A 26557-nucleotide genomic window follows, 5' to 3' on the forward strand; every position below is an offset into this window, starting at 1 on the left:
ACACCGTCCACCTCGCCGTCTACGAGGAGTACGAGGTGCTCTACATCGACAAGGTCGAGAGCCGCTACCCGGTCCGGATGTACTCGCGGATCGGCCGAACAGTCCGACCCCCAGTGCGGCTGCGACCGGCGCACGGTGGTCACGGCCCCGGGCACCGGCACCTCGTCCCCGGCGGACGGCACGTCCAGCACGTAGAACTCGGCGCTCTCCCCGCTGAGGACGACGGTGGCCCGCGGTGCGGTGCCGATCCGCAGGGTGAACGCGTCCTGGGCGTCGATCGGGGTGCTCGACACCACGGTCAAGGCCCCCGGCGCCGCCCCGGGCTCGGCCACCGCACACTGGAAGTCCCACACCCCCCGCACGACCAACAGCCCGGCCACCGCCTTCGCATGGGCGAGGGCGGTCCGCAGGTCGAACAGGACGGCGCCGGTCGCACCCCGCGGATCCAGCCGGGCGTCCAGCACCGCGGCCCCTTCCAACGCGTCGTCGTCGACGAGCGGATCGGCGCCGGAGGGCTCCCCGCCGGGCAGGGACGGGTCGGCACGGAGCAGGTCCGCGATGCTCAGCACGGGCACACCTCGCTGGGGGCACTGCCTATCCGAGGGATCACTGTTCTCCTAGCTGGCTGTGAGGGGGCTACCCGGAGGGGGTCGCGCACCGACCGGCGGGACGGCGGGGCCACAGGGCCGCGGCCCGTCGCACGGAGGTGCAGCGCACCGCAGAATAACCCTACGTCCGACGTGACTTGCCTGCCGATGGGCGGGGCCGACCGCCTGACGGCGGGTCGCCCGGGGGCAAGCAGGGCATATTGGGCGATTCTTCCCCGCTTCGGCCGGATCAGGCGGTGCACCGACGTACCGTCAGGGGCTTCACCGGGGGAGTGGCGGGCGTCGCCACCGCTCCAAGTCGGAGCGGGTTCCCGCCACGGTTGCCGCTGGTCTCCAACAGCGCTCTCACGGACGGCTACCTTCACGCCTTCGCCTCCGGCAGCGACAGGCCCAGCACACGGGGAGCCACGAAGACCGCCGAGCCGGTGGCAGTCCCCGATCCGCGATGGTCGAGGGTGGGCTCATCCCTTCGGACCAGCCCCGGCCCCGTTTCATGACCAGGACCCAGGGCCTGCCACCCTCCGCCGCGCTCTCGTGGTCCATCTTCACGATGACGGCGACGCCGGCCCCAACGAGGGACGCCGCGGAAACTCAGGATGAAAGAGGCTCAGTAACCCCGCCGAGATCACCGGTAAGCCCGGCGACGAAACACAGCTATGCGCAGTCCCCGTCCGTTGCCGTCAACTGCCGCCGTCACACCACGATGGAGCCCCGCCTGACACTGCCCGGGCGGGGCTCTACGTTCGTTAACGCATCGATTTCTAGCGAACCCTCAAAAGCCCTGGAGAACCCAATCACGGGCGGCCACAAGGCAGGATTCGAGATCATCAGGCGATGTCAGACGGCCGCTACGCGTCTGAACTTGACCCGTTTCCGAGTTCGCTAGATCTTCCTCAAACTCCCCGGTATCCCACAGCACCACCTGAGCCATGAAGTTGCCGCCATCAAGGATCCAGCTCACTGACGTCAGCTCACCCTCATGAGGGGACGCCTCAATCTCTGAAATATCCCGCAGAGCCTCTGTCTTGTGGATCTCCTGTCGGATCCACTCCTGAGCCCGCTCCAGCAGCGCACTACCTAGGAACATCCCCATCCTCCCAGCTTGACGTTCTTCGCTTCGGGAAGTTGAGGAACAGGGTTCCCCTTCTTCTGCGCCAGACGAGCAAAGATGGTATCGGAATCTGACATCTTGAAGTCCCCCGGCCTGCCGCCAGGAATGAGTGAAGATTTCGGCACGTCGAATTCTGCGTACACGGATCCTGGGCGCGCCGATATGTATGCGTCTCGGCGGCGCCGACACCACGTACGGGGCCACCGGCTGGTCCACGGCCAGCGCGCCCTTCGCGGTCGGCACGCCGGACGCCGACGGGGACGGCATCGGGGACGTCTGGTCGGTGCAGGCCAACGGCTCGGTGCGGTTCCACCCTGGCTCGCGGACCGCCCTGACCGGCAACGGGGGACAGATGATCGGCCCCAACAGCCACTGGAAGACCCGCATCGCCGTGGGCTGACCCCGGTGCGGTGGCCACCGCACCCGCCCCGACCGGCCGCCCGGACGCTCGTCGTCCGGGCGGCCGGCTGTGTTCGGAGGGGGCGGGCGGGCGCATCCGGAGCAGGCGGGGCCGGGCGGTTGAGGGCTCCGCACTTACTTGAACGCGTTCAAAAACGGGTCTACAGTCACCCGTGACAGGTTTTTGAACACGTTCAAGAGACGTCTCGGGTCGGCGCCGGTCGTGCCCGGGACGCGAGAAGGGGGTGGGGGTCCGTGGCGCAGGAACAGGACCTCACGTGGATCGCGTACCTCGTCTACACCGTCGTCGGCATCGGGCTGACCGTCTGGGTCGCCCGGACGCTCAGCCGGAACGGGCGGATCTTCCTCTCCGACGTGCTGCGCGGCAACGAGAAGTTGGCGGACGCCGTCAACCATCTGCTGGTGGTGGGGTTCTACTTGGTCAACCTCGGGTTCGTCGCGCTGTACCTCAACCAGGACGACGAGATCACCGAGGCCCGCGAGGTCTTCGAGGCGCTGTCGACCAAGCTGGGCGTGGTGCTGCTGGTGCTCGGGGTGCTGCACCTGGCCAACGTGTGGGTGCTGAACAGGATCCGGCGGCGCGGCGCCATGGAGCGGGAGCAGTTCCCCCCGGTGCCGCCGCAGGAGCACACCGCGAACCTGGGCCCGTGGGCCCCGCCCACCGGCAAGGCGTGACCCGGTGACCGACACCGCGCCCGCCCCCGCGCCGGCGGTCCGTGCGCTCACCGTGCTGTACGACGCGACCTGCCCGCTCTGCGCCTTCCTGCGCGGCTGGCTGACCCGGCAACCCCAGCTGGTGCGGCTCGACTTCGTGCCGGCCGGCTCGGACGAGGCCCGGCGCAGGTTCCCCGCGCTGGACCACGCCTCCACCCTGGTGGACATCACCGTCGTCGCGGACGGCGGCCAGGTGTACCGGGGCGCCCGTGCCTGGGTGGTGTGCCTGTGGGCGCTGGGCGAGTACCGGGCCCTGTCCCACCGGCTCGCCACGCCGCAGGGCGCCCGGCTGGCCAAGGGCGCCGTCGTCGCGGCCTCCCGGTACCGCCGGGCCCTGCACGCGCAGCGGGCCGGGGCCGTGGGAACGGCCCCCGGGGCGGGGGGTGTCGGTCCCGGCGGGGGGCGGGACCGACACCCCGGGTACGCCCGGGCCGGGGCGCCGGTCGTGCACCGGGTCGGCGAGTGGGAGTACCGGGGCGGGATCGGCTGGGTACGGGTGCCGGCCACCGCCCCCGCGCCGGGCGGGGCCGGCCTCCGTGCCGTCCCGGCCGCCCCCACCTGCACCGACGACGGCTGCACCACTGGTTAGGCTCGACCCCGTGTCCGCAGCGAACGATCGACCGACGAAGCAGCCGCCCGCCCCGCCCGGGAACGGGGGCGGGGGCGGCGGCCGGGGCGCGGAGCGCTCCGCGAAGAGCGAGCAGACCCGCGCGCTGATCCTGGAGACCGCGCTCCGCCTGTTCAAGGAGCGCGGCTACGACCGGACGACCATGCGGGCCATCGCCCAGGAGGCCGGGGTCTCCGTGGGCAACGCCTACTACTACTTCGACGGCAAGGAACACCTGATCCAGGGGGTGTACGACCGGATCTCCGCCGAGCACGGGGCGGCGGTCCGGCCGGTGCTGGAGCGGGAGACGGAGCTGGAAGCCCGGCTGACCGGGGTGCTCACCACCTGGGTGGACATCGCGGAGCCCTACCACGCGTTCGCGGCGCAGTTCTTCAAGAACGCGGCCGATCCGCAGAGTCCGCTCAGCCCGTTCTCCCCCGAGTCGCGGGCGGCCCGGGAGGCCGCGATCGACACCCACCGGGAGGTGCTCGCCGGGGCGAAGGTCAAGGTCCCGGAGGAACTGGCGGACATCCTGCCGGAGTTGCTGTGGACGGCCCAGATGGGGCTGGTGCTGTACTGGGTGTTCGACCGCTCCGAGGGGCACCGCCGCAGCCGGCGGCTCGCCGAGCGGGGCGCCCGACTCGTCGCCCGCGGCGTGTCCTTGTCCCGGTTCCGGCTGCTGCGGCCCCTGGTGCGCGAGGTCCACGACCTGTTCGTCGACTTCCGGCCCGACGGACCGGACGGACACGACGGCTCCGACCCCGCCGCCCCCCGCCCCGCCGAAGGACCCCGCGCACCCGCCTCAGCCGACCCCGGCCCCGGCCCCGTCGGCTGACCACTCCTCCCACTCGACGTCGTGGACGAGCGGGCCGCCGCGCACGGTCACCCGGGCGGTCCGTTCCCCGCCCCGGGCGGTCCGCACGACGAGCAGGTAGGTACCGGGTGCTGGTGCGGCCAGCTGGTACGAGCCGTCCGCGCGGGAGGTCGTCCGGTCCACCCCTTCGCCGTCGACGGAGCGCAGGGCGAGTACCGCGCCGGCCACCGGTCCGCCCTCGGTGGTGCGGACGAACCCGTGCACCACCGCCGAACCGTCCTCCGTACCCTTCATCCCCGTCGTCCCCTCCGGGTCGGCCGGGACCGACCGGGTCGTCGCGGGGTCGGGTGCCTCCAGGGCCAGGTGCGGCAGCCGGCGGTCCAGCCAGCCGGGCAGCCACCAGTTGACCCGTCCCAACAGGTGCATCAGCGCCGGGACCAGGGCCGTGCGCAGCACGAACGCGTCCACCGCGACGGCGAAGGCGAGCCCCGCGCCGGCGACCACCGCCTCCATGTCGCCGCTCAGCACGAACGCCAGGAAGACGAAGATCATGATGAGTGCGGCGGAGTTGATGACCCGGCTGGTCTCGGCGAGTCCGACCCGCACCGCCCGGGCGTTGTCGCCGGTGCGGGTCCACTCCTCGTGCATCCGGCTGACCAGGAACACCTGGTAGTCCATCGACAGGCCGAAGAGCAGGGAGAGCATGATCACCGGCAGGAAGGCCGAGATGGGGCCGGCCCGGTCCAGTCCGATCAGCTCCAGGCCCCAGCCCCACTGGAAGAAGGCCACCACCGCGCCGAACGAGGCCGCCGCGGCGACCAGGTTCATCAGGGCCGCGGTCAGCGGAACGGCCAGCGAACGGAACGCGATCAGCAGCAGCACGAAGCCGAGTCCGACGATCGCGGTGACGAAGTACGGCAGCCGTTCGCCGGTCTGCTGGGCGAAGTCCTTGAACACCGCGGTCACCCCGCCGACATGGCCGTCGAGGCCCGCTTGGGGCAGGTGCCGCTCGCGCAGCCGGTCGATCAGCCGGTCGGTCTCCTCGGCCTGGGGCGGGGTGGTGGGCACGATCTGGATCGCGGACACCCCGTGCGCGGGCGGCATCGCGGCCACCCGGGCCACGCCCCGGTCCTCCTCCACCCGCACCACCAGCCGTCGCACCGCGTCGGGGTCGGCGTCCTCGGCGACGACGACGAGCGGGCCGTTGAAGCCGGGCCCGAAGCCGTCCGCGAGCAGGTCGTACGCCTGGCGGGTGGTCAGGTCCTCGGGGTGGTTGCCCTGGTCGGTGGCGCCGAGCCGGAGCGAGAGCAGCGGCAGCGACAGCACGGCGAGCACCGCGAGGGCCAGGGCCACCAGGGCCTTGGGCCGACGTTCCACCACCGCCGACCAGCGCACCGCGAGCCCGCTGGGGGCCTCCTGCGCGGGACGGTCCGCGGGACGGACGGCCTCCCGCTGGCGACGGCTGAGCACCCGGTGGCCCAGGAACCCGAGCAGCGCCGGCAACAGGGTGACGGCGGCCAGCACGCTCAGCATCACGGTGAGGACGGTGGCGATGACGATGCCGTCCAGGAAGCGCAGGTTCATCACCAGCATGCCCGCGAGGGCGATGCACACCGTGCCGCCGGCGAAGACCACCGCCCGCCCCGAGGTGTTGAGCGCGGCGACCAGCGAGGTCTCCGGGTCCTCGCCGCGCAGCAGCCCGCGCCGGTGCCGGACCACGATGAACAGGGCGTAGTCGATGCCGACGCCGAGGCCGACGAGCGACCCGATCATCGGGGCCAGGTCGGGTATCGCGGTGCCGTGGCTGATCAGCATGGTCGCCAGCAGCCCGGTGCCGACGCCGAACACGGCGACGACGATCGGCAGCAGCATGGCGAACAGCGAGCCGAAGGCGAGGAAGAGCACGACCGCGGCGGCGGCGATGCCGACGAGTTCGGAGGTCCCCCCGTGCGGCTGTTGGATGCGGGCGATGGCCTGCCCTCCGACCTCCACCCGCAGCCCGTCGTCGGCGGCGGCGCGCGCGGTGTCGACGACGTCCCGGGCGAGGTCGACCGGGACGGCGTTCGCCTGCTCGGTGAAGAAGACCTCGGCGAAGGCGGTCCGGCCGTCCTCGCTGACCCGGGCGGCGGCGCCCGGGTCCGCCCCGTACGGGGAGCCGACCGCGCCGATGCCGTCCAGGCCCGCGATCTCCCGCAGCACCGGGGTGATGCGCTCGCGCACCTCCGGGTCGTGCACCGACCCCTCGGTGACCTGCCACACCACGGTGCCCGGGTCCCCCGCACCGCCCGGGCGGGCCTGTTCCATCAGGTCCCGGGCGTGGGCGGAGTCCGTGCCCGGGAGGGAGAAGTCGTTGGAGTAGTCGTTGCCGGTGGCGGCGCCGGCCGCCCCCACGCCGAACAACACCCCCACCCACAACACCAGTACCAGCAGCCGGTGCCGATGGCACCAGCGCGCCCATGCCGTCACGTCGTCGTTCTCCCTCGTCCCCGTCGTTGCGGTCGTCCGCCGCGCATGCGGTCGTCACTCGTTCCCGCGCCCGCCCGTCCGGGCCGGGCCGGACCCAGCCTCAGTCGGCGGACCGGTCGGCGGGAAGCTCCGGCGGCCGGTCCCCAGCGAACTCCCAGCTCTCCCAGCCGACTCCCAGGTTTCCCAGCGAACTCCCAGGTTCCGGGCCCCGCACGGGCGGTGCGGGCGACCGATACTGGGAGGGTGATCGAGCCGAGACGACAGCCCGCCGCGGACCGCCCGCCCGCCCCGGGCTCCGACGCCGGGGGCGCCCTGGTGGTGGACGAGGGGCTGCGGGGCGCACGGGTCCTGGTCGTGGAGGACGAGCCGAGCATCGCCGACGTCCTCTCCATCGCCCTGCGCTTCCACGGCTTCGACGTGTCGACCGCCGCGACCCTGCGCCAGGCCCGGCACCTCGTCGAGCGGGTGCGCCCCGAAGCCGCGCTGGTGGACGTGATGCTGCCGGACGGCGACGGGCGGACCCTCGGCCGCGAACTGCGCGGAGCCCTCCCGCAGACCGCGGTCGTCTTCCTCACCGCACGGGACGCCCCGGCCGAGATCGTGGGCGCGCTCGACGTCGGCGACGACTACATCACCAAGCCGTTCCACATCGACGAGGTCGTGGCCCGGATCGGCGCGGTGCTGCGCCGCACCCGCCCCGCCGACGTGCTGCCCCGCCACCCCCCGCTGCGCCACGGCGACCTGGAACTCGACGAGACCACGTACACCGTCCACCGGGCCGGCCGCAGCGCCCAGCTCACCCCGACCGAGTACGCACTGTTGCGGTTCCTGGTCCGCAACGCGGGGCGGACCGTCTCCAAGGAGGAGTTGCTGCGGCACGTGTGGCGGTACGAGCACCCCGCCGACTCCTCCGTCGTGGAGACATACATCAGCTATCTGCGCCGCAAGCTCGGCGAGTTGGGGCCGCCGCTGATCACCACCCGGCGCGGCATCGGCTACCGGCTGGCGTAGGACCACCGCCGATGGAACCCCGTACCGTCCCGCGCCGTCGCCCCCGGTCGCTGCGGGCCAGGCTGACCGTGGTGAACGTGGCCCTGCTCGCGCTCGGCATCGCCCTGGCCGTCGCGGCCAGCCTGATGGGACTGCGGCACTTCTTCCTGGACAGCATCGACCGGCAGTTGGCGACGGTGCGGGACTCCCTGCGGAGCTCCCAGATCACCCTGGAGCAGTTGGAGTCGCTGCGCGGACTGGGCATCGCCCTCGACGAGTTGTCGCCGCGCGAAAGCGGGCTGCTGCCCCACTCCGACGTGCTGTTCGTCGCCCTGGGCCGGCCCGGGGAGGCGATGCGGGTCGCCGGGTGGGAGCCGACCGGGCGGCAGCGGCTGCTGGCCTCGTCGATCACCGCTCCGCAGCGGCTGGTGCGCTCCGGGCGGTTGGTGGACGTCCAACTGGCCGGCGAACCGCACCGGGCGACCGCGACCACCCTGGACGACGGGACCACGGTGCTGCTGGCCGCGTCGACGCAGATCGTGCACACCAACATCCACAAGGCCCTGAAGTTCGACCTGGCGCTCGGTGCCGTGCTGTTGACGCTGCTGGCCGTGGTCACCCTGGTGGGCGCCCGCCACCAGCTGCGCCCCCTGGAGGACATGGTCAGCACCGCGTCCGCGATCGCCGAGGGGGACCTGGCCCGGCGGGTCCCCTCCAGCCGCCATCCGGCCACCGAGGTGGAACAGCTGCGGACGGCGCTGAACTCGATGCTGCACCAGGTGGAGTCGGCGTACCGGACCCGGGAGCGCAGCGCCGAGCAGTTGCGGCGGTTCGTCGCCGACGCCTCGCACGAACTGCGCACCCCGCTGTCCGCGATCCACGGCTACCTCCAGCTCTTCGAGCGGTCCATGCTGACCGGCCCGGACGAACGGGACCGGGCCTGGTCCCGCATCACCTCCGAGGTGGAGCGGATGCACCGGCTGGTGGACGAACTGCTGGTGCTGGCCCGCCTGGACCAACGCCCGGAGCTGCGGCTGCGCAACGTCGACCTGTGCGCACTGCTCCGGGACGCGGCGGCCGACCTGCGGGCGCAGCAGCCCGAACGGCCGGTCGCGGTACGGGCGGACGGGGTGCTGCTGGTGCACGCCGACGAGTCGGGGATGCGGCAGCTGCTGGGGAACCTGGTGTCCAACGTCCGGGCGCACACCCCGGCCGGGGCCCCGGTGGAGCTGTCGGTGGAGCGGGTCGACGGGGTGGTGACGGTGGTGGTGGCGGACCGGGGGCCGGGGCTCGCCGAACGGGACGCGGCCCGGGTCTTCGACCGGTTCTTCCGGGCGGGCGGCGGCGCGGGCAGCGGGCTGGGGTTGGCGATCGTCCGGGGCGTGGCGGAGGCCCACGGGGGCGGAGTCGCGGTGCGCGGCCGGTCGGGCGGCGGGCTGGCCGTCGAGGTGTCCCTGCCGGCGGAGCCGGTGCGGGACTAACCCCCGCCGTCCGGGTCGGGGGGGAGCGGGAGGGTCCGGGCGGGCACGAGTGCCCACACCGTGGTGGAGCGGCGGCCGGCGCGCCAGACGCCGGACACCTCGGCGAGGGCGTTCCGCAGTCGGTGTCCCGCGCTGTCGTCTGGGTCGGGGGTGGGCCCGCCGGGGGCGTCGAGGTCGGTGACCTCGACGAAGCAGGCGCCGTCGGCGAGGACGGTGACCGCGACCTCGAACTCCCGCTCCAGCAGGGGGCCGTGCCGGACGGCGTCGGTGACGAGTTCGGAGACCAGCAGGACGGTGTCGTCGAGGGTGCCGTCGCCCTCGGTCCGGCCCCAGGCGAGCAGGTGGTCCCGTACCCGGTGGCGGGCCAGGGCGACGGACGCGGGGTGCCGGGGTAGCCGAAACGCTTCTCTCCGTGCCATCGGTCCCCCGTCCCCCGGTCGCCACACCGGACACGGCCCCCTCAGGGGACCCACCGGTCCGACACATGATGCAGCGTGCGAAGGGGTCCCGGGGGCCCAACCGGGTCACGGACCGGTGCCGATCCGGCCACGCCCTGTCCGTTCCGTCCCGCCTCCGTCCGGAAACGATCCCGGAACGGTTCCTTCCGGTCGGGCGGGGTCACGCCTGCCGGGAGGCCAGCTCCACCACGGTGATGTCCGACTCCGCGCCCACCCGTACCGGCGGCCCCCAGGCACCGGCGCCGCGGGTGACGTAGAGCTGGGTGTCCCCGTACCGTTCCAGCCCGGCGAGGGTCGGGTTCTGGAGCCGGGCGAGGGAGTCCACGGGCCAGAGCTGGCCGCCGTGGGTGTGCCCGGAGAGCTGGAGGTCCACCCCGTGGCGCACCGCGTCGTGGATGACGACCGGCTGGTGGGCCAGCAGCACCGAGGCCCGCGCGGGGTCCCGGTCGCCCAGGGCGGCGGCGAAGTCGGGCCCCTGCCCCTCGCTCTCGCCCGCCGGGTCGTTGACCCCGGCGAGGTCGAAGGCGGGCAGTTCGGTGCGGGCGTTCTCCATCGGGTGCAGCCCCAGGTCGCGCACCTCGTCCACCCACTGCTGGGCGCCGGAGAAGTACTCGTGGTTGCCGGTGACGAAGAAGGTGCCGTGCCGGGCCTTCAGCCGGGCCAGCGGCGCGGCGGCCGGCCCGAGGTCGGCCACGTCGCCGTCGACCATGTCGCCCACGATGGCGATCAGGTCCGGCTGGGTGGAGTTGATCGTCCGCACCAACCGCTCGGCGAACGACCGGCCCAGGATCGGCCCGAGGTGGATGTCGCTGACCACCGCGATCCGGAAGCCGTGCGCCGAGCGCGGCAGCTTGGCCAGCGGCACGGTCACCCGTTTCACCGTGGGGCCGTTCAGCACGCCGTACGTCCCGGCCCCGACCGTCGCTGCGGCGGCGACCGCGGCCGTCCCGGCGACGGTCCGGGCCACGAACAGGCGCCGCGAGGGTCCCGCCGGGGCGGGGCGGGCGTCGGCGGCGGCGGCCGGTGCGCTGGTCGGTTCCGCCGTCGGCGCGGCGGACGGGGCCGGCCGCTCGGCGGTCCCGGGGGCGGGGGGCGCCGGGGACGCGGGCCCGGGCGCGGCGGCCTCGGCCGGCGATCCGGGCCCGGGTGCGGCGGCCTCGACGCGGCGGTGGTCCCGCCGTTCCAGGAAGCGGCGGAGCAAGGGGCGGACGGGTTCGCCCACCGCCAGGGCGAGCAGCAGGTACAGCATCAGGGCCGCCCACAGGAAGCCCGGCCAGGCCATGGCCCGCTCCAGCCAGAAGGGGGCTCCGGCCCGACCGCCGACCATGGCGCCGACCATCAGCAGCGGACCCAGGACGAACACCGTGGTGCCGATCCGGCGGGCGGGCGTGCCCGGGCGGGTGGTGTCGCGGATCGTGCGACGCCACGCGTACCACTGGAGACCGGCGATCACCGACAGGGCGACCAGGCCGATCAGAACTGCGACGACCATCGGACCGCCCTCTCGCTGTGCTGTGCCGGAGGCATAACTGTCCGGGGGCGCCCGAGAGTTCCCGGGCCGGGCTGCGGCCCGGCGTGCTGGGCCGCGCCGAGGTGGGGAACGGGAGCGGAGCGCCCGCCGGGGTGCGCCGGCGGGCGGCTCAGCGCTCCGTGGTCGGGCGTGTCACACCTGGCGGCGCAGGGCGCGCAGACTGCGCAACCCGATCACTCCCACGACCGTCCCCAGAACAAAGGAGACGACCGCGAGCAGCAGGTGGACCCAGAAGTAACCGGTGGGATCACCCGCGTCGTCGAAGGCGAGCCCGCTGCCGTCCTTCCAAAGATTTCTGGCGAAAGTGACCCAAATGACCCAGCTCCACACCCCGAAGGCGAGCAGGAACCAGGAGACGGGGCGACTGAGCTTCATGGGCTCAGTATCGCGACCGCGCCGGCCCTCCTGCCGCGCGGGGGGTGCCGGGCCCGCTGCGGACACCTCGCCCGCGGCGTCGACAGGAAGGGCCGGTACCTTCTCGTCCGTGTCCGCCTTCCTCTCCCCCACGAACCGGGTGACCGCGCTCCTGGTCACCTCCGCCCTGACCCTGTCCCTGTCCCTCGCGGCGCCCGCCGCGCACGCGGACGAGAAACCGAGGAACGAGAAGGAACAGCAGAAGGACGCCGAGGGCAAGAAGGACCGGAAGGAGATACCCGAGCCGCCGAGCCGGATGGCGACGGTCGGAGGGGCGCGGCTCGGCCAGCCCGGCACCCAGGTGGACCTGGGCTCCGGTGCGCCCGTCCTGCCCATGAAGCTGTCCGCCCGGTCCTGGATCGTCGCGGACGCCGAGTCGGGCGACGTGCTCGCCGCGCACAACGCGCACTGGCCGCTTGCGCCGGCCAGCACCTTGAAGATGCTCTTCGCGGACGCCCTGATGCCCAAGTTCCCCAAGACCCTCAGCCACAAGGTCGAGCCTTCGGACCTGGCGGGCATCGGCCCCGGGTCCAGCCTGGTCGGGATCAAGGAGGAGCAGACGTACACCGTGCACGACCTGTGGCGCGGGGTCTTCCTGAAGTCGGGCAACGACGCGGTGCGGGTGCTGGCCGCGATGAACGGCGGGCTGCCCCGCACGGTCGCCGACATGCAGGCGCACGCCGAGGAGCTCCAGGCGCTGGACACCAAGGTCGTCTCGCCGGACGGGTACGACGCACCGGGGCAGGTGTCCTCCGCGTACGACCTCACACTGATCGCCCGGTCCGGGCTCCAGAAGAAGGACTTCCGCGAGTACAGCGCCACACTGCGGGCGCAGTTCCCCGGCGAGGCCCTGAAGCCGAAGAAGGGCGAGAAGCCGAAGAAGCGCCCCACCTTCGAGATCCAGAACACCAACCGGCTGCTCGGCGGAGCCCCCGGACTCAAGCCCTACCGGGGCATCGCGGGGGTCAAGAACGGCAACACCACCCGGGCCGGCACCACCTTCACCGGGGTCGCCGAGCGGGACGGGAAGGTGCTGCTGGTCACCGTCATGAACCCCTCCTCCGACGAGCCCCACGCGGTCTACCAGGAGACCGCCCGACTGCTCGACTGGGGCTTCGCCTCGCACGGCAAGGTCAAGCCGGTGGGCCGGCTGGTCCCGCCCCGGAGCGTGGACACCGCCCGGGGCGAGCAGGGCCCGGACTCCCCCGCCCGGTCCGGGACGGGGGGTTCGGCGGGGGCCGCGGCCCAGCGGGGGGACGGCCGGAAGGTCGCCGCGGAGCAGCCCTCCGGCGGCATGGGCACGGCGCTGGCCATCACCGGCGGCGTGCTGCTCGTGCTCGCCGCGGGCGTCTTCCTGATCAACCGCCGCTGGCCGGCCCGGGGTCGCCGCTGAGCCGCACGGACGGTCCCGGGGCGCCGGGCGGGGTTCACCGCCCGGCGCCCCCGTCCGCCGCCCCGGCCATGCCGGGGTCCGGTGCCGGTGCCCGCCGGACCGCCGTCCACGCCGCGCAGTACAGCAGCAGCTTCGCCGTGAAGTTGATCCACAGCAGCAGGGCCACCGGCACCCCGAACGCCCCGTACATGCTGCGGGCCGCGACGTCCCTGATGTAGCTGCCGATCAGGAGCTTCAGCAGTTCGAAGCCGGCCGCGCCGAGGAGTCCCGCGACGACCAGGTCGCGGCGCGCGGGCCGCACCCCCGGCAGCAGGGTCAGCACGTACAGCAGGACGAGGAAGTCGGCGAGCACCGCCACCGTGAAGGCGAGGACCTGGAGCAGCACGCCGCCCGCCCCGGACCCGTCGACGCCCAGCAGCCGCGCGCCCCGGCCGACGGCGTGGGAGGCGAGGGTGGAGGCGAGCAGCGAGGCCAGGCCGGCGCCGCCGAGCCCGCCGAGGACCACCGCGTCCTTCGCCTTGCGCAGCACCGGGTTGTCGTCGAGGTCGGGCAGTTCCCAGACCGCGCGCAGGCAGTCGCGCATGGAGCCCACCCAGCCGATGCCGGTGAACAGCAGCAGCAGTCCGGCGATCAGCCCCACGGTGCCGGCGTTGGCCACCAGGCCGGAGATGTCGAGCTGGCCGGCGATGCCCGGCACCTGGTCGGCAAGTTCCTGCTCCAGCTTGCGCTGTCCGGCGCTGTCCAGGGTGGCGGCGGCGATCGCCGCCGCCACCGTGATCAGCGGGAACAGGGCCAGGAAGCTGAGGAAGGTCATGGCGGCGGCGAGCCTGGTCCAGGCCACCCGGTCCAGACGCTCGTAGGCCCGCCAGGCGTGGGTGGCCATGAACCGTCGCACGTACGGTCCGATCCACGGCAATCCCGTCAGCCACTCCATCCGCTGCCCTCCCCGCCCTCCCGCACGTTCACCGTGCTCCGTCGACGCACCGCATCAGGTACCCCTCGGTACGACCGCGGCACGGCTACCGTGCTGCTGCCCACCCGACGCGCCGCCATGGGCACCCGGTCGGGCGAACCGGTGCGAGGTCTCCGGCCCGGAGCGCGCTCAGCGCATCCGCGCCATGCAGGCACCGGTCACCGGGCCGGCGACCGGGCCGAGCAGCGCCCCCAGCACGGGGCCCAGCACCGCACCGGCCAGCAGGCGGGGTGCGGAGCGCCGGGCCGGACGGCGGCGGCGCGGCACCGCGCCCGCGGCCCTGGCCCGCGGCACGGGGCGGCCCGCCGGGTCCGCGGTGCGCACCCGGACCCCGCTCGTCCGCATCGTGGAGGCGGCCGGCGCGCTCAGGCCGCCGTGCGGCCTCGCCGCGGGGGCGGTCCGCACGGACGCTCCGGGGACGCGGGCGACCGACGCCAGGGGCGCCGTCACCGTCTGCACCGCCCGGGCGACCTCCCGGGCCGTCGTCAGCAGACGGGCGGCCCGGGACAGCTTCCGTGCGGTCTCCGTCAACCGGACCGCGCGGGGGACCACCGCGGCGGACGTCGTCGACGGGCCCCGCAGCGCGGCGCCGCGGGCCGGGTCGGTGAGCGGGGCGGACGTCAGGACCTCCGACAGCGGGGCGACGGACTCCAGGGCGCGGCACATCCACGGGGCGCCCAGCTTCGCCGTGGCCGCGCCCAGCGCGGCGCCCGCCACCACGTCCGTGGGGTAGTGCACCCCGACCACCATCCGCGACACGCACATGACCGCCGCCAGCGGCGGCAGCACCCGGGCGCCCGTGGGGGAGAAGGCGCCGAAGGCAACGGCCGCGGCCGCCGCGGCCGTTGCGTGGGAGCTGGGGAAGGAGTGCCTCCCGGAGGTCCGCACCAGCGGCGCCTCCTCCCCGGGCCGCGGCCTGCGCACCACGAGCTTGATCCCCATGCTCACCGCGTGGGCCGCGAACGTCACCGTCGTCCCCCGCAGCCACGCCCCCTTCCGCTCCTTGTCCACCGCGGCTCCCACCAGCCCGGCGGCGAGCCACAACGCGCCGTGCTCGCCGCTCCAGGACAACAACCGCGCGGCCGTCAACACTGGCGGGAACTGCCCGCAGTCACGCAGTGCCGACAACAACCGCTGATCCAACTCTTGCACAGGGTCCCCAGCTTTGTTCCTACATCTGACGCCCCTACGCAACAGGCAAAGCCAGCGGCCCTACCGGAGGACACTCCCCCAGTCGCCCATTCCAGTGAGATGCACTCGAAAGATGCGCAAAACCCCCATTAAGCACCGGTACGGTCCCATTCGTGCCCGGCTATTCTCCGCCACTCCCCCGCACCCCCGACCCCTCGCGCACCCCGTCCCGCCCCCGTGAAGCGGACCGACCCGATCGCCCCACGCACCACGGACGCACCCTCACAACCGTCCGCTTGCCTCGCCTTTTTCCCGCTTTTCCCCTTGATCATCCCCGTGCGCCTTGAGTCTTCCCCGCTTCACGGTCCGTCACACCTCGCACTGTCCCGCCGTCCCGGAACCCCCTCCCCGGGAGCGCGGCCCCGGCACGGACCGAATCCAGCCGCCCCGCAAGCCCGTTCGACCGTTTCCGATCGCCGGCGCGCACTCCTCGGCCGCCGTCCCGACCCCGCCGGCCCGCCGGCCACCGCCCGGCCCGCCACCAGCCCGCCCCCGCCGCATCGGAGTGTGTTTCCCGTGAAGGACGCCCCCGGCCTCCCCCAGTCCCTGCTCATCCTCGGCGGCACCTCCGAGATCGCCCTCGCCACCGCCCGGCGCCTGGTGACCCGCCGCGCCCACACGGTGTGGCTGGCCGGCCGGCCCTCACCCGCCCTGGAGTCCGCCGCCGAGCACCTGCGCCAGCTGGGCGCCGACACCCGCACCGTCGCCTTCGACGCACTGGACCCCGCCGGTCACGAAACGGCGCTCGGGAAGGTCTTCGCGGAGGGCGCCGTGGACATGGTGCTGCTCGCCTTCGCCCTCCCCGGCGACCAGGCACGGGACGAGAGCGACCCGGTGGCCGCCGCGACCGTCGCCGCCACCAACTACACCGGCGCCGTCTCCGCCGGCCTGGTCTGCGCCCGGGGACTCCAGGACCAGGGCCACGGATCCCTGGTGGTGCTCTCCTCCGTCGCCGCCGAACGGGCCCGCCGCACCGACTTCATCTACGGCTCCAGCAAGGCCGGCCTCGACAGCTTCACCCAGGGCCTCGGCGACGCCCTGCACGGCACCGGCGTGCACGTCATGCTGGTCCGCCCCGGCCCGCTGCGCGACCGCCGGGGCGGTGCACCGGGACGCACCCTGCCCAGCACCACCCCGGAGGCCGTCGCGACCGCGGTCGAGGCCGGGCTCCGGCGGGGCGCCGAGTCGGTGTGGGTGCCGGGCGTGCTGCGCGTGCTGATGTCGGCGCTGCGGCACCTGCCGCGCGCCGCGTTCCGCCGGCTCGGACTCTGAGGCTCAGCGGGTCGGCAGCGAACCCCGCGCCTCGGGGGCGGGCGCCTGCGGGGGCACCGTCGACCCGCCGAAGGCGAAGGCCCGCAGCTTGCGCCACTTCTCGTCCGGGCCCTGCTCGTAGAGGGCGAAGTCGGTGACCGACCACTGCGCCTCGTACCCGGAGAGCTCCGCGTGGGCCCGGTCCATGGCCTCCTCGGCGATGCCGTGGGCGACGGTGACGTGCGGGTGGTAGGGGAACTGGAGCTCCCGCGCCAGGGGCCCGGAGGCGTCCCGCACCCGCTCCTGGAGCCCGGCGCAGCCGGCGGCGCCCTCCACGACCTGGACGAAGACCACCGGGGACAGCGGCCGGAAGGTGCCCGTCCCCGACAGTCGCATCGGGAAGGGACGGGCCCCGGCGGCCACCCCCACCAGGTGCTCCTCGATCGCGGACAGCGCCCCCGCGTCGACCTCGGTCGGCGGGAGCAGCGTCACATGGGTGGGAATGCAGTGCGCCACGGGATCCCCGAAGCCCGCACGCCGCTCCTGGAGCAGGCTGCCATGGGGCTCCGGGACCGCGATCGCCACACCGATCGTTACGGTCCCCACGTCAGTCTCCCGTCGTCGTGGCTGGGCAAGGGTGGTCACGGTTCGCGTTCGGGCACCGGAACGGGTGCGTCCCGGTCCGGTGGCGTCGCCACCGGACCGTACCGTCAGTGCTTGGCGGGGAGGAAACCCACCTTGTCGTACGCCTGGGCCAGGGTCTCCGCCGCCACGGCGCGCGCCTTCTCGGCACCCTTGGCGAGGATCGAGTCCAGCGTCTCGGGGTCGTCGAGGTACTGCTGGGTGCGCTCCCGGAACGGGGTGACGAAGTCGACCACGACCTCGGCGAGGTCGGTCTTCAGCGCACCGTACCCCTTGCCCTCGTACCGCTGCTCCAGTTCGGCCACGCCCACCCCGGTGAGGGTCGCGTAGACGGTGAGGAGGTTGCTCACCCCGGGCTTGGCCGCGGTGTCGTAGCGGATCACCGTGTCCGTGTCGGTGACCGCGCTGCGGACCTTCTTGGCGGTGGCCTTGGGGTCGTCCAGCAGGTTGATGAGGCCCTTCGGCGTCGACGCCGACTTGCTCATCTTGATCGCCGGGTCCTGGAGGTCGTAGATCTTGGCGGTGTCCTTGAGGATGTACGGCGAGGGCACCGTGAAGGTGGGGCCGTACCGTCCGTTGAACCGCTCGGCAAGATCACGTGTCAGCTCGATGTGCTGGCGCTGGTCCTCGCCGACCGGCACTTCGTGCGCCTGGTACAGCAGGATGTCCGCGACCTGGAGCACCGGGTAGGTGAAGAGTCCCACGCTGGCGCGGTCGGCGCCCTGCTTGGCCGACTTGTCCTTGAACTGGGTCATCCGGGACGCCTCGCCGAAGCCGGTGAGGCAGTTCATGATCCAGGCGAGCTGGGTGTGCTCCGGCACGTGGCTCTGCACGAAGAGGGTGCAGCGCTCGGGGTCCAGCCCCGCGGCGAGGAGTTGGGCGGCGGCCAGCCGGGTGTGGGCGCGCAGGTCCTTCGGGTCCTGCGGGATCGTGATCGCGTGCAGGTCGACGACCATGTAGAAGGCGTCGTGGGACTCCTGGAGCGCCACCCACTGGCGCACCGCGCCGAGGTAGTTGCCGAGGTGGAACGAGCCCGCCGTGGGCTGGATTCCCGAGAGCACGCGAGGACGGTCTGAGGCCATGGTCCTCATTCTCTCAGGTGTCCGGCACCCCGTGGGAACCGATCCGGGAGACCTTCGCCATCCGGTCCCCCGTTCCCCGGGGGACCGAGGGACCGAGGACCGAAGGACCGGGATGCCGCGGAACGGGAACCGGTCGTCGCCCGTGAGACGAAGAACACAGTGCGGGGCGCGCCGGGCGGCGCGCCCCGCACCGCTTCGGCTCAGTCCCCCGTGGGCAGCCCGGGGGCCGGGTGCGCGGCCATCAGGTCCGCCACCTCGGTCCGGATGCGGGCGAGGACGTCCTCGTCTCCGGTGCGGGCCGCGGCGACCGCCCGGTCGATCCAGGCGGCGACCGCCGGCATGTGCTCGGGGGTGAGGCCGCGGGAGGTCAGCGAGGGGGTGCCGATGCGGATGCCGGAGGGGTCGAACGGCTTGCGGGGGTCGTAGGGCACGGTGTTGTAGTTGACGACGATGCCGGCCCGGTCGAGGGCCTGGGCGGCGACCTTGCCCGGCACCTCCTTGGCGGTGAGGTCGATGAGGATCAGATGGTTGTCGGTGCCGCCGGAGACCAGGTCGTGGCCGTGCGCCGACAGGGCGGCGGCCAGCGCCCGGGCGTTGGCGACGACGGCGTGGGCGTAGGCGCGGAAGGCGGGTTGGGCGGCCTCGTGGAGGGCGACCGCGATGGCGGCGGTGGTGTGGTTGTGCGGACCTCCCTGGAGGCCGGGGAAGACCGCCTTGTCCAGGGCCTTGGCGTGCTTTGCACGGGACATCAGCATCGCGCCGCGGGGGCCGCGCAGGGTCTTGTGGGTGGTGGTGGAGATGACGTCCGCGTACGGGGCGGGCGAGGGGTGGGCGCCGCCCGCGATCAGCCCGGCGATGTGGGCGACGTCGGCGACGAGCAGGGCGCCGCTCTCCTCGGCGATCTCCGCGAAGGCGGCGAAGTCGATGGTGCGGGGCAGTGCGGTGCCCCCGCAGAAGATCAGCTTCGGCCGCTCCTTCAGCGCGAGGTCACGGACCTGGTCGAAGTCGATGAGGCCGGTGTCCCGGCGGACCCCGTACTGGATCCCGCGGAACCAGCTGCCGGTGGCCGAGACGCCCCAGCCGTGGGTGAGGTGGCCGCCCATCGGCAGGGCCATGCCCATGACGGGGTCGCCGGGCCGGGCGAAGGCCAGGTACACGGCGAGGTTGGCGGGCGAGCCGGAGTAGGGCTGGACGTTGGCGTGGTCGACGCCGAAGAGGGCCGTGGCCCGGTCCCGGGCCAGCCGCTCGACCTGGTCGATGACCTGTTGGCCCTCGTAGTAGCGACGGCCGGGGTAGCCCTCGCTGTACTTGTTCTGGAGCACGGTCCCGGAGGCTTCCAGGACGGCGGTGGAGACGTAGTTCTCGCTGGGGATCAGCCGCAGGGTGTCGGCCTGGAGCCGCTCCTCGGCGGCGACGAGCGCGGCGAGTTCCGGGTCGGTGGCGGCGAGGGCGGGGTGGGGCAGCGGAAGGGGCATGGCGTCGGCCTCCGGGGCGAACGGTCGGTTCCGGTCGTGGTCCCGGGGTGCCCAGGCGGGCGACACCTCGTGCGGCGGGGCGCGGCCCCGACCGGGCACGGCTCCCCCAGGGTCGGTTCCCTGCGCGCCAGTCGCCGTGCCTGCGGCCAGCCTAGCGGGTGGCCCCCGCGTGTCGGCGGAGGAGGTTTCGCGGCCCGCGATCCGAGTGACGATAGAAGGACATCCGGTCGATCGACGAGAGCAGCACGGCGGGAGGGGGCGTCACCCCGCCCACCCCCCGGAGGATGAACGGAGGACCCGTGTCCAGCACCGAGAACCCGACGGCAGAGTTCATCGCGGCGGCCGAGGCGCACAGCGCGCACAACTACCACCCCCTGCCGGTCGTGATCGCCACGGCCGAGGGCGCGTGGATGACGGACGTGGCGGGGCGCCGCTACCTCGACCTGCTCGCCGGCTACTCGGCGCTGAACTTCGGCCACGGCAACCGCCGGCTGATCGACGCGGCGAAGGCCCAGTTGGAGCGGGTGACGCTGACCTCGCGGGCGTTCCACCACGACGTGTTCGGACGGTTCTGCGCCGAGCTGGCGGCGCTGTGCGGCATGGAGACGGTGCTGCCGATGAACACGGGCGCGGAGGCCGTGGAGACGGCGGTGAAGACCGCCCGCAAGTGGGGGTACCGGGTCAAGGGGGTGCCCGACAACATGGCGAAGATCGTGGTGGCCGCGGACAACTTCCACGGCCGCACCACGACGATCGTGAGCTTCTCCACCGACCCGGAGGCCCGCGCCGACTTCGGTCCCTACACCCCCGGGTTCGAGATCGTCCCGTACGGGGACCCCACCGCGATGCGCAACGCGCTGACGGAGAACACGGTCGCGGTGCTCGTCGAGCCGATCCAGGGCGAGGCCGGGGTGCTGGTGCCGCCGGCCGGGTACCTGTCGACGGTGCGGGAGCTGACCCGGGAGCGGAACGTCCTGTTCATCGCGGACGAGATCCAGTCCGGCCTGGGCCGGACCGGGCGGACCTTCGCCTGCGAGCACGAGGGCGTGGTGCCGGACGTGTACGTGCTGGGCAAGGCGCTCGGCGGGGGCGTGGTGCCGGTGTCGGCGGTGGTGTCGAGCGCGGAGGTGCTCGGGGTGTTCCGGCCGGGCGAGCACGGGTCCACCTTCGGGGGCAACCCGCTGGCCTGCGCGGTGGCGCTGGAGGTCATCGCGATGCTGCGCACCGGCGAGCACCAGCAGCGCGCCGCGGAGCTGGGCGAGCACCTGCACCGGGAGTTGGCGGCGCTGGCCGCCGGGGCGGGCAGCGGGGTGCGGCGGGTCAGGGGGCGGGGGCTGTGGGCGGGAGTGGACATCGACCCGGCCCGGGGCACCGGACGGCAGATCTCCGAACGGCTGCTGGCCGAGGGGGTGCTGGTCAAGGACACGCACGGCTCGACCATTCGGATCGCCCCGCCCCTGGTGATCGCCGAGGAGGACCTCGACTGGGGGCTGGAACGGCTGCGGAGGGTCGTGGGGTAGGGGGCGCTCTCAGGGCAGCGCCCGGCAGAGCGCTTCCAGCGTTCCCGGCCAGGCGCTGTCCGAGGGGACGCCGTAGCCGACGACCAACCCGTCCGGGGGGTCGTCGAGCACGGCGTCGGGGTGGCGCAGGGGGCCGAGCCCGGACAGGGCGAGCCCCTGCCGGGCGGCGGCCCGCAGGACGGACCCCTCGGTGCCCGGCGGGAGTTCGAGCACGGCGTGCAGCCCGGCCGCGATCCCGACCACCCGGACCCCGGGGGCCCGTTCGGCGACGGCGGCGACGAGTTGGTCCCGGCGCCGCCGGTAGCGCAGCCGCATCGCCCGGACGTGCCGGTCGTAGGCGCCCGAGGTGAGGAACTCGGCGAGGGTGAGCTGGTCCAGCACCCCGCACGCCCAACCGGCGCCCTTCTCCCGGGCGACCTCCGGGGCCAGCCGTCCGGGGACGGCCATCCAGCCCAGGCGCAGTCCGGGGGCGAGCGACTTGCTGGCCGTGCCGAGGTACACGACCCGATCGGGATCGAGGTCCTGGAGGGCCCCGACCTGCTGACGGTCGTAGCGGAACTCGCCGTCGTAGTCGTCCTCCAGGATCAGCCCGTCGGTGCGCCGCGCCCAGGTGACCGCCGCGGCGCGGCCCTCGGGCCGCAGCGGGAGGCCGCGGGGGAACTGGTGCGCCGGGGTGAGCAGCACCGCCCCCGGGGCGAGGCGGTCCAGGGCGGTGGCGTCCGGGCCGCCGGGTCCCCAGGGCAGCACCGCGGTGCGCAGCCCCCGGTCGGTGAGCAGCGCGCGGTGCACGTCGAGCCCGTACGGTTCGACGGCCACCTCCCGTACGCCCCGGCGGGCCAGCAGCCGCCCCAGCACCAGCAGGGCCTGGGCGAAGCCGGCGGTGACGAAGAGGTGTTCGGGACGGGTGCGCACCCCGCGGGCGCGGGCCAGGTACTCGGCGAGGGCGTACCGCAGTTCGGGGCGGCCCCGCGGGTCGCCGTAGTCGAAGGCGTCGTGCGGGGCCCGGGCGAGGGCGCGGCGGGCGGCGCGCAGCCACTCGGCGCGGGGGAAGGCGGACAGGTCGGGGGTGCCGGGTTTGAGGGAGAACGGCGGCGGGCCGGGGGTGCGCGGGCTCGGGACGGAGCGGCCCGGCGGCACCACGGAGCGGTCGGCGACCCGGGTGCCGGAGCCCTGCCGGGCGGTGAGCCAGCCCTCGGCGACCAGGTCGGCGTACGCCTCGGCGACGGTGTTGCGGGCGATGCCCAGGTCGACGGCGAGGCCCCGGGAGGAGGGCAGTCGGGCGCCGGGGGCGAGGCGCCCGGTGCGGACGGCCTCCCGGAGGGCGTTCACCAGGCCCTTGCGCAGGCCGCCGGGGCCGGTGAGGGCGAGGTGCAGGTCGATGCCGAGGACCGCGGTGCCGGCCGCGGTGCCGCGCGTCCGGTCGCCGCCCGTGCCCATGCCCCGCCCTCCCCGCCGTGCCGGCCGTCCCCGTGGCACCCGATTGGCCCAAGATCCCGTGTGCTCAATGGACCCTACTCCCGGGCTACTTCTTCCCTAGGGTCGTCCTCATGACGACGACGGAGAACCGCCGACCCTCCCCCACCGGGGCGAGCAGCCCCTACGCGCCCGAGGAGCCCTCGCGGTTCGCCTGGGCCGAACACGCCCCGGAGAGCTTCAGGGCACTGCTGAAGCTCTCCGCGGTGTCCGAGCAGGGCCCGCTCGACCCGGCGCTGACGGAGTTGGTGAAGGTGCGCGCCTCCCAGCTCAACCAGTGCGCGCTCTGCCTCGACATGCACTCCAAGGACGCGCTCGCGGCCGGGGAGACCGTGGAGCGGCTGATCCAGCTCAGCGCCTGGCGCGAGTCGCGCCACTTCTACACGGAGCGGGAACTCGCCGCGCTGGAGCTGACGGAGGCGATGACGAACCTCCAGGACGGCTTCGTGCCGGACGAGGTGTTCGCCGGGGTGGCGGCCCTCTTCGACGAGGCCGAACTGGCCCAGTTGATCACCGCGATCGCCGTGATCAACACCTGGAACAGGATCAGCGTCACCGTCCGCAGGCCGGCCGGCCACTACCGGCCCGGCACGCACTGAGGACCGGGCCGCCCGCGGTGCGGGCGGCGGGCGTGCGAGTCTGGTGGGGCGCCCGCGGATCCGGGCGCGCCCCGGTCCTCCCGCCCGGTCCCGGCGACCGCCCCGGCGGGGCCGGACCGGCAGCGGGCCCGCACCGAGGGGCCCCGGACCCCGAGGACACCGGAGGAACGCGTGCGCACCACCCTGATCACCGGCATCGGCTCCCTGGTCACCAATGACCCCGGGGCGGGGGACGGGTCCCCGCTGGGCACCGTCCGGGACGCGGCGGTGGTGATCGAGGGCGAGCGGATCGCCTGGGTGGGTCCGGCGGGTCGGGCGCCGGCCGCCGACGAGGCGGTCGACGCGGGGGGCCGGGCCGTGTTGCCCGGGTTCGTGGACTCGCACGCGCACCTGGTGTTCGCCGGGGACCGCACCGCGGAGTTCAGCGCCCGGATGTCGGGGCGCCCGTACGCGGCGGGCGGCATCCGCACCACGGTCGCGGCGACCCGGGCGGCCACCGACGCGGAGCTGGAGGCGAACCTGCTGCGCTACCTGGGCGAGGCGCTGCGCCAGGGGACGACGACCTTCGAGACCAAGTCGGGGTACGGGTTGACCGTCGCGGACGAGGAGCGGGCGCTGCGGATCGCGGCCCGGCACACCGACGAGGTCACCTATCTGGGGGCGCACGTGGTGGCGCCCGAGTACGCGGACGACCCGGCCGGATACGTGGCGCTGGTGACCGGTCCGATGTTGGACGCCTGCGCGCCGCACGCCCGTTGGGTGGACGTGTTCTGCGAGGCGGGCGCCTTCGACGGGGACCAGGCGCGGGCGGTGCTGCGGGCGGGCGCGGCCCGCGGCCTGGTGCCCCGGGTGCACGCCAACCAGCTCTCCCACGGGCCCGGGGTGCAGCTCGCGGTGGAGTCGGGGGCGGCCAGCGCGGACCACTGCACGCATCTGACGGACGCCGACGTGGCCGCCCTCGCGGACGGGGACACGGTGGCGACCCTGCTGCCGGGGGCGGAGTTCTCCACCCGTGCGCCGTGGCCCGACGCCCGTCGGCTGCTGGACGCGGGCGCGACGGTCGCGCTGTCCACCGACTGCAACCCCGGTTCTTCGTTCACCACGTCGATGCCGTTCTGCGTCGCCCTCGCCGTCCGGGACATGGGCATGACCCCGGACGAGGCGGTGTGGTCGGCGACCGCGGGGGGTGCGCGGGCGCTGCGCCGCGAGGACGTGGGGCGGATCGTGCCGGGGGCGTACGCCGACCTCGCACTGCTCGACGCCCCCAGTCACGTCCACCTGGCGTACCGGCCGGGGGTGCCGCTGGTCAGCCGGGTGTGGCGGCGCGGGGCACGGGTCTGACCCGCGCCCCGCCCGCGCCGCCCTCCGGGTGGGACTACTGCTCGGCGGTGAGCCCGCGGCGCAGTCTGCCGAGCGTCCGGGAGAGCAGTCGGGACACGTGCATCTGGGAGATGCCGAGTTCCTCGCCGATCTCGGACTGGGTCATGTTCGCCACGAACCGCAGCGAGAGGATCCTCCGGTCGCGCGGGGAGAGCCCGGCGATCAGCGGCTTCAGGGATTCGACGTACTCAATGCCTTCGAGCCCGTGGTCCTCGTAGCCGATGCGGTCGGCGAGCGCGCCCTCCGAGTCGTCGTCCTCCGGCTGGGCGTCCAGGGAGCTGGCGGTGTAGGCGTTCGCCGCGGTCATGCCCTCGACGACCTCGTCCCGGGACAGTCCCAGGTGCTCGGCCAGTTCGGCGACGGTCGGCGCGCGGTCGAGGCGCTGCGCGAGCTCGTCACCGGCCTTGGCGAGGTCGATGCGGAGTTCCTGGAGCCTGCGGGGGACCCGCACCGACCAGCTGGTGTCGCGGAAGAAGCGCTTGATCTCCCCGATGATCGTCGGCATGGCGAAGGTGGGGAACTCCACCCCGCGGGTCAGCTCGAAGCGGTCGATCGCCTTGATCAGGCCGATCGTGCCGACCTGGATGATGTCCTCCATCGGCTCGCTGCGGGTGCGGAACCGGGAGGCCGCGAACTTCACCAGGGCGAGGTTCAGCTCGACCAGGGTGTTGCGGACGTAGGCGTGCTCGTGGGTGCCCTCTTCGAGGGTGGTCAGCCGGGCGAACAGCACCTTGGACAGGGCTCGGGCGTCGGCCGGGGCGACCTCGTCGAACGGAGGGATCTCCGGGAGGTCGGCCAGGCTCGCGGGCCGGGCGTCGGCGGGCGGGTCGGCGTCCGCGAGGGGGCCGGAGGTGCGGGGCGGTGCGGGGTCGTCGAGTGCTGCGGGACGGGATGCCGACGTCGCTTCGAGGGTCCGCGATGCGTCGAGCCGGGGTGACATGTCGTCCTCCATGGTGTCCAGGCAATGAGGCTGCCGGTGCCGTGCGGTGCTGCGGTCTGCGGGCGCCTCCGAGGCCGGTCGTGTCGAGTGCGGTCCCTCCTACCCCTACCCGCTTGGTTGAATCCCTGGCAAATTCGCCAGCGCGTCATATGTACCTTTTGTTGGGGTTGTTCGAGTACCCCTGCGCCCGCGGACCGCGTAGGGTTCCAGGAGCGTCACCCCTCAGACAGACCCCCATCCCCGAGGGCCCGCCCGCAGCCGCGGACGGCCCGAAAGTGAGAAACGGCATGGACCGCGGGACGGTCGGCAGCACCCACCGAAAACGCCTCCGGGTGGACGTGCGCCAGCACGGGACGAGTGCCGTCGTGACCCCGGCGGGTGAACTCGACCACCACACCGCCGAGCTGCTCCAGGACCCCCTCGACGCCTTCCTCGACCAAGGCACCGCCCGCCTCGTGATCGACTGCTCCCGGCTGGAGTTCTGCGACTCGACGGGGCTGAACGTCCTGCTCGGGGCGCGCCTGCGGGCCGAGGCCGCGGGCGGCGCGGTGCATCTGACCGGGATGCTCCCGGTGGTGGCACGGGTCTTCGAGATCACCGGCGCCGACGCGGTGTTCACGGTCCACGACACCCTGGACGAGGCCCTCGACTGACAGTGCGTCACCCCCGGCGCGGCGGGTCGGCGGGCCGGGGCGCGATGTGCTCTTCACCTCACCGTCACGAATTTGCCCGAGTCACCTGCGCCGCGGGCCATGTCGCGGGGAGAATTGGGTGTTCCCACGGATGCGCCGGGCAGAAGACCCTTCGGTCCGGCACGACGGAGGGCGGGGCGGCGGCAGCACCGGCGACCCCGCTCGGCACGCCCGTCCCGTGGTGACGAGGAAATCGAACATGTTGCAACTGGTCAACCGGTGAATCGGTGAGGTGAACCGCTGATGAGCACGCTCTGCCATGGAGGGGGGAGGCCCTTCTGTCTGCCTGGTGAAGTGAGGTCTCGGCGGAGTTACGCAGCCGTAGGTTTTCG

The 26557-nt window shown here is 73.6% G+C and carries 24 protein-coding genes and 2 pseudogenes; 13 read left to right on the top strand and 13 right to left on the bottom strand.

All coding sequences use genetic code 11. The annotated features are described in order from the left end of the window. Positions 1-104 (top strand): annotated as a pseudogene (locus tag ABT092_RS28645) (IclR family transcriptional regulator domain-containing protein); the annotation flags it as partial. A gap of 1276 nt (positions 105-1380) precedes the next feature. On the opposite strand, the gene ABT092_RS28650 reads toward ABT092_RS28645, so the two are convergent. Further along, positions 1381-1701 (bottom strand): immunity protein TriTu family protein, encoded by a 321-nt coding sequence (locus ABT092_RS28650; protein WP_351248975.1) that lies wholly within the window; start codon positions 1699-1701, stop codon positions 1381-1383. Further along, positions 1686-1862: a TreTu family toxin gene (locus ABT092_RS31055; RefSeq protein WP_502968526.1), complete on the bottom strand. Its 177-nt coding sequence runs from the start codon at positions 1860-1862 to the stop codon at positions 1686-1688. Before ABT092_RS31055 ends, ABT092_RS28650 begins: the two co-directional genes overlap by 16 nt. 23 nt (positions 1863-1885) lie before the next feature. On the opposite strand from ABT092_RS31055, the gene ABT092_RS28655 reads away from it, so the two are divergent. The 4 genes from ABT092_RS28655 to ABT092_RS28670 all read left to right on the top strand — a co-directional run bounded on the left by ABT092_RS28655 (position 1886) and on the right by ABT092_RS28670 (position 4295). Then, a complete protein-coding gene (locus tag ABT092_RS28655) occupies positions 1886-2119 on the top strand; it encodes a hypothetical protein (RefSeq protein ID WP_351248977.1) in 234 nt (77 codons plus the stop codon). 254 nt (positions 2120-2373) lie between these two features. Continuing rightward, positions 2374-2814 carry a hypothetical protein gene (locus ABT092_RS28660; protein WP_351248979.1) on the top strand — a complete coding sequence of 147 codons (441 nt, stop codon included), beginning with the start codon at positions 2374-2376 and terminating at the stop codon, positions 2812-2814. A 4-nt stretch (positions 2815-2818) separates the two neighbouring features. Then, positions 2819-3442, top strand: a complete 624-nt coding sequence (locus ABT092_RS28665) for a thiol-disulfide oxidoreductase DCC family protein (RefSeq protein ID WP_351248981.1) — start codon at positions 2819-2821, stop codon at positions 3440-3442. Between the two features lie 124 nt (positions 3443-3566). After that, entirely contained in the window at positions 3567-4295 is a 729-nt protein-coding gene (locus ABT092_RS28670) for a TetR family transcriptional regulator (protein WP_351249015.1), read from the top strand. On the opposite strand, the gene ABT092_RS28675 is transcribed toward ABT092_RS28670, so the two are convergent. Next, on the bottom strand, positions 4263-6740 hold the full coding sequence (locus tag ABT092_RS28675) for an MMPL family transporter (protein WP_351248983.1): 2478 nt from the start codon (positions 6738-6740) through the stop codon (positions 4263-4265). The genes ABT092_RS28670 and ABT092_RS28675 overlap by 33 nt on opposite strands. Positions 6741-7070: 330 nt before the next feature. On the opposite strand from ABT092_RS28675, the gene ABT092_RS28680 reads away from it, so the two are divergent. Continuing rightward, entirely contained in the window at positions 7071-7751 is a 681-nt protein-coding gene (locus tag ABT092_RS28680) for a response regulator transcription factor (RefSeq protein WP_351249017.1), read from the top strand. An 11-nt stretch (positions 7752-7762) separates the two neighbouring features. Then, on the top strand, positions 7763-9211 hold the full coding sequence (locus ABT092_RS28685) for a sensor histidine kinase (RefSeq protein WP_351248985.1): 1449 nt from the start codon (positions 7763-7765) through the stop codon (positions 9209-9211). On the opposite strand, the gene ABT092_RS28690 is transcribed toward ABT092_RS28685, so the two are convergent. The 3 genes from ABT092_RS28690 to ABT092_RS28700 all read right to left on the bottom strand — a co-directional run bounded on the left by ABT092_RS28690 (position 9208) and on the right by ABT092_RS28700 (position 11575). Beyond that, positions 9208-9630, bottom strand: coding sequence for an ATP-binding protein (locus tag ABT092_RS28690; RefSeq protein WP_351248987.1), 423 nt, complete (start codon positions 9628-9630; stop codon positions 9208-9210). The two genes, ABT092_RS28685 and ABT092_RS28690, sit on opposite strands and share 4 nt — an antisense overlap. A 199-nt stretch (positions 9631-9829) precedes the next feature. Next, entirely contained in the window at positions 9830-11161 is a 1332-nt protein-coding gene (locus ABT092_RS28695) for a metallophosphoesterase (protein WP_351248989.1), read from the bottom strand. A gap of 171 nt (positions 11162-11332) precedes the next feature. Beyond that, positions 11333-11575, bottom strand: coding sequence for an SCO4848 family membrane protein (locus ABT092_RS28700; protein WP_351248991.1), 243 nt, complete (start codon positions 11573-11575; stop codon positions 11333-11335). Here ABT092_RS28700 and ABT092_RS28705 point away from each other — a divergent pair. Further along, positions 11514-13007: a D-alanyl-D-alanine carboxypeptidase gene (locus ABT092_RS28705; RefSeq protein WP_351248993.1), complete on the top strand. Its 1494-nt coding sequence runs from the start codon at positions 11514-11516 to the stop codon at positions 13005-13007. The two genes, ABT092_RS28700 and ABT092_RS28705, sit on opposite strands and share 62 nt — an antisense overlap. Positions 13008-13041: 34 nt before the next feature. Here ABT092_RS28705 and ABT092_RS28710 read toward each other — a convergent pair whose 3' ends face one another. Together ABT092_RS28710 and ABT092_RS28715 are read right to left on the bottom strand one after the other, a co-directional pair. Continuing rightward, complete coding sequence (locus ABT092_RS28710; protein ID WP_351248995.1) at positions 13042-13941, bottom strand: YihY/virulence factor BrkB family protein; 900 nt, start codon at positions 13939-13941, stop codon at positions 13042-13044. 702 nt (positions 13942-14643) lie between these two features. Further along, positions 14644-15132 (bottom strand): annotated as a pseudogene (locus ABT092_RS28715) (phosphatase PAP2 family protein); the annotation flags it as partial. Between the two features lie 555 nt (positions 15133-15687). Here ABT092_RS28715 and dprE2 point away from each other — a divergent pair. Beyond that, the gene (gene dprE2 / locus ABT092_RS28720) at positions 15688-16443 is read left to right on the top strand and encodes a decaprenylphospho-beta-D-erythro-pentofuranosid-2-ulose 2-reductase (protein ID WP_351248997.1); all 756 of its coding nucleotides are present in this window, start codon (positions 15688-15690) and stop codon (positions 16441-16443) included. Between the two features lie 3 nt (positions 16444-16446). Here the strand turns inward: dprE2 and ABT092_RS28725 are convergent, their stop codons facing one another. The 3 genes from ABT092_RS28725 to glyA form a co-directional block, all read right to left on the bottom strand. Beyond that, entirely contained in the window at positions 16447-17028 is a 582-nt protein-coding gene (locus ABT092_RS28725) for a 2'-5' RNA ligase family protein (RefSeq protein ID WP_351248999.1), read from the bottom strand. A 104-nt stretch (positions 17029-17132) separates the two neighbouring features. After that, positions 17133-18146, bottom strand: a complete 1014-nt coding sequence (gene trpS / locus ABT092_RS28730) for a tryptophan--tRNA ligase (protein ID WP_351249001.1) — start codon at positions 18144-18146, stop codon at positions 17133-17135. 200 nt (positions 18147-18346) lie between these two features. Then, entirely contained in the window at positions 18347-19621 is a 1275-nt protein-coding gene (gene glyA, locus ABT092_RS28735) for a serine hydroxymethyltransferase (RefSeq protein ID WP_351249019.1), read from the bottom strand. A 284-nt stretch (positions 19622-19905) separates the two neighbouring features. Here glyA and rocD point away from each other — a divergent pair, with 284 nt between their 5' ends. Then, on the top strand, positions 19906-21141 hold the full coding sequence (gene rocD / locus ABT092_RS28740) for an ornithine--oxo-acid transaminase (protein ID WP_502968527.1): 1236 nt from the start codon (positions 19906-19908) through the stop codon (positions 21139-21141). A gap of 9 nt (positions 21142-21150) precedes the next feature. On the opposite strand, the gene pdxR is transcribed toward rocD, so the two are convergent. Beyond that, the gene (gene pdxR / locus ABT092_RS28745; RefSeq protein ID WP_351249005.1) at positions 21151-22578 is read right to left on the bottom strand and encodes a MocR-like pyridoxine biosynthesis transcription factor PdxR; all 1428 of its coding nucleotides are present in this window, start codon (positions 22576-22578) and stop codon (positions 21151-21153) included. 110 nt (positions 22579-22688) lie between these two features. On the opposite strand from pdxR, the gene ABT092_RS28750 reads away from it, so the two are divergent. Then, on the top strand, positions 22689-23213 hold the full coding sequence (locus ABT092_RS28750) for a carboxymuconolactone decarboxylase family protein (protein ID WP_351249007.1): 525 nt from the start codon (positions 22689-22691) through the stop codon (positions 23211-23213). A 171-nt stretch (positions 23214-23384) separates the two neighbouring features. Then, positions 23385-24554, top strand: coding sequence for an imidazolonepropionase (gene hutI / locus ABT092_RS28755; RefSeq protein ID WP_351249009.1), 1170 nt, complete (start codon positions 23385-23387; stop codon positions 24552-24554). A 34-nt stretch (positions 24555-24588) separates the two neighbouring features. On the opposite strand, the gene ABT092_RS28760 is transcribed toward hutI, so the two are convergent. Continuing rightward, positions 24589-25545 carry an RNA polymerase sigma factor SigF gene (locus ABT092_RS28760; protein WP_351249011.1) on the bottom strand — a complete coding sequence of 319 codons (957 nt, stop codon included), beginning with the start codon at positions 25543-25545 and terminating at the stop codon, positions 24589-24591. 275 nt (positions 25546-25820) lie between these two features. Between ABT092_RS28760 and ABT092_RS28765 the strand changes: the two genes are divergently transcribed. Continuing rightward, positions 25821-26186, top strand: a complete 366-nt coding sequence (locus ABT092_RS28765) for an STAS domain-containing protein (protein WP_351249013.1) — start codon at positions 25821-25823, stop codon at positions 26184-26186. Positions 26187-26557: the final 371 nt, after the last annotated feature.

The organism is Streptomyces sp. NPDC002490, assembly GCF_040296045.1.
Classification (GTDB): domain Bacteria; phylum Actinomycetota; class Actinomycetes; order Streptomycetales; family Streptomycetaceae; genus Streptomyces.

Bases quoted from the DNA above. Each gene is read 5' to 3' on its own strand.
- ABT092_RS28650 (WP_351248975.1), bottom strand. From the start codon at position 1,701: ATGGGGATGTTCCTAGGTAGTGCGCTGCTGGAGCGGGCTCAGGAGTGG.
- ABT092_RS28655 (WP_351248977.1), top strand. From the start codon at position 1,886: ATGCGTCTCGGCGGCGCCGACACCACGTACGGGGCCACCGGCTGGTCC.
- ABT092_RS28685 (WP_351248985.1), top strand. From the start codon at position 7,763: ATGGAACCCCGTACCGTCCCGCGCCGTCGCCCCCGGTCGCTGCGGGCC.
- ABT092_RS28690 (WP_351248987.1), bottom strand. From the start codon at position 9,630: ATGGCACGGAGAGAAGCGTTTCGGCTACCCCGGCACCCCGCGTCCGTC.
- ABT092_RS28695 (WP_351248989.1), bottom strand. From the start codon at position 11,161: ATGGTCGTCGCAGTTCTGATCGGCCTGGTCGCCCTGTCGGTGATCGCC.
- ABT092_RS28705 (WP_351248993.1), top strand. From the start codon at position 11,514: ATGACCCAGCTCCACACCCCGAAGGCGAGCAGGAACCAGGAGACGGGG.
- ABT092_RS28700 (WP_351248991.1), bottom strand. From the start codon at position 11,575: ATGAAGCTCAGTCGCCCCGTCTCCTGGTTCCTGCTCGCCTTCGGGGTG.
- ABT092_RS28710 (WP_351248995.1), bottom strand. From the start codon at position 13,941: ATGGAGTGGCTGACGGGATTGCCGTGGATCGGACCGTACGTGCGACGG.
- trpS (WP_351249001.1), bottom strand. From the start codon at position 18,146: ATGGCCTCAGACCGTCCTCGCGTGCTCTCGGGAATCCAGCCCACGGCG.
- glyA (WP_351249019.1), bottom strand. From the start codon at position 19,621: ATGCCCCTTCCGCTGCCCCACCCCGCCCTCGCCGCCACCGACCCGGAA.
- rocD (WP_502968527.1), top strand. From the start codon at position 19,906: ATGAACGGAGGACCCGTGTCCAGCACCGAGAACCCGACGGCAGAGTTC.
- pdxR (WP_351249005.1), bottom strand. From the start codon at position 22,578: ATGGGCACGGGCGGCGACCGGACGCGCGGCACCGCGGCCGGCACCGCG.
- ABT092_RS28750 (WP_351249007.1), top strand. From the start codon at position 22,689: ATGACGACGACGGAGAACCGCCGACCCTCCCCCACCGGGGCGAGCAGC.
- ABT092_RS28760 (WP_351249011.1), bottom strand. From the start codon at position 25,545: ATGGAGGACGACATGTCACCCCGGCTCGACGCATCGCGGACCCTCGAA.
- ABT092_RS28765 (WP_351249013.1), top strand. From the start codon at position 25,821: ATGGACCGCGGGACGGTCGGCAGCACCCACCGAAAACGCCTCCGGGTG.